Below are 1,640 nucleotides of genomic sequence, written 5' to 3' on the forward strand. Positions count from 1 at the left end.
AAAAGTCACCTACGACGCTAAATATTCTTTACCCCCTAGAAAGAAAATTTACATCCCTAAAAATCAGATAGCATAATTGGCATTGGCGTAAAAAACGTATTAATCAAATATCCAAAAGGATAGTACTGCTTTAACATAAAAAACAATTATTTCCTAAACCCCTTTTATTTCGTAAAAAGGTTAAAATAAACAACTTATTTTTTTGATAATAAATTAAAAACAAGATCATTATGAAATCAAAAATTACATTCCCTAATCTGGTTTCGCTTCTATTAACCGGTAATAAATACTCTGAATTTGATATTCCAAAATCTTGGACGGATTTAGTTCGAACTGTTGTATTTCTTTCTCAAGAAATAGCAGCTGTATATCCCTTTTTTGACTCTTTAAGAACTATTGCCATAAATATCGATTCTCTACCTATAAAGCTGGAGAAGCTAACGATAGTTGCTCGCCCCTCAATCTATATCACTACTAACAGAGGTGAATTTCGCTATTTACAATCACCTCACTTTCTAACGATTTAAATCAAGTCAATATGAAATCAACTTTTACACATTCGACAAAATTACTTTTATTCATTATAATAAGTCTATTTAGTTTAACTAACTATACTTTTAGTCAAACATTCCCAGATGCAAGTTCTTGTACTTCTAAGGATTTAGAATTAGTTGGAGCTGTTCTATCGGGAGGGGATTTATGTAATTCTTGCCCAACAGATACTCTAATAACAAGATCATTGACAGTATCCATTAATAACACAACTGGATCTACAAGAACTGCTTTTGCTTTTTGGGGAACATTAGAAGAATATAGTGGTAGTGATGGATCTTTAGTGTCTTCTGTACCAATTACTTCTTGTTTTGGTCCGTTACCTGGTAATGCAATAACATACCTAGTTGCAAACAATATCACTTATACTTGTGGAAATATATTAAAAATAATTAATTTAAGACTGGCTTGGACTGATGCCTCTCCAAATAGCAATTGTCCAATTGATCCTGCCACCATTAATCCAAAATGTGGTACGTTGCCATCCTTAGCAATTAATGCAGGTGTCAATGGAGAATTTGCACTCACAGCGTCAGAATGCGGTTCCGCCACCGGAGCCATTGATTTAACGCCAACAGGAGGTACTGCTCCTTACAGCTACCTATGGACAACATCAGATGGTTCAAACCTAAGCGGTCAACAAACCAATCAAGACCTTACTAACTTACTACCAGGCACCTATAGTGTACAAATTACTGACGCTAATTATTGTGTGACAAATAAATCCAGAACAATAACGGCAACTACACCTCCAACTGCATCAGTTGATAAAACAGATGTGACTTGTTTTGCAGCCAATGATGGAACTATTACCCTAAGCAGCCCAAGTGGCGGATCTGGTGTCTATGAATACCGTCTTGATTCTGGAACTTGGCAGTCTAGCGGAAGCTTCACCAGCCTTGCTCCTGCTACTTACAGCGTACAAATAAGAGATAAGACATATATCAACTGTGTCAATGTTTTGGTTGACCAAATCATTTCGCAACCTGCTGTATTGAACGCTTCAGTTGCTAAAACTAATGTGACTTGTTTTGAAGCCAATGATGGAACAATTACGGTATCCGCGCCAACAGGAGGATACGGAACTT

At 36.2% G+C, this 1,640-nt stretch carries 2 protein-coding genes; both read left to right on the forward strand.

The window, feature by feature from the left end:
* Positions 1-230: 230 nt before the first annotated feature.
* Complete coding sequence (locus tag A3SG_RS0118285; protein WP_016991433.1) at positions 231-527, forward strand: hypothetical protein; 297 nt, start codon at positions 231-233, stop codon at positions 525-527.
* 11 nt (positions 528-538) lie between these two features.
* The coding region (locus A3SG_RS20470; protein WP_035664747.1) for a SprB repeat-containing protein at positions 539-1,640 on the forward strand (1,102 nt) is incomplete at its 3' end.

The sequence above is a fragment of the Flavobacterium sp. ACAM 123 genome, assembly GCF_000264055.1.
GTDB lineage: Bacteria > Bacteroidota > Bacteroidia > Flavobacteriales > Flavobacteriaceae > Flavobacterium.

Bases quoted from the DNA above. Each gene is read 5' to 3' on its own strand.
- A3SG_RS0118285 (WP_016991433.1), top strand. From the start codon at position 231: ATGAAATCAAAAATTACATTCCCTAATCTGGTTTCGCTTCTATTAACC.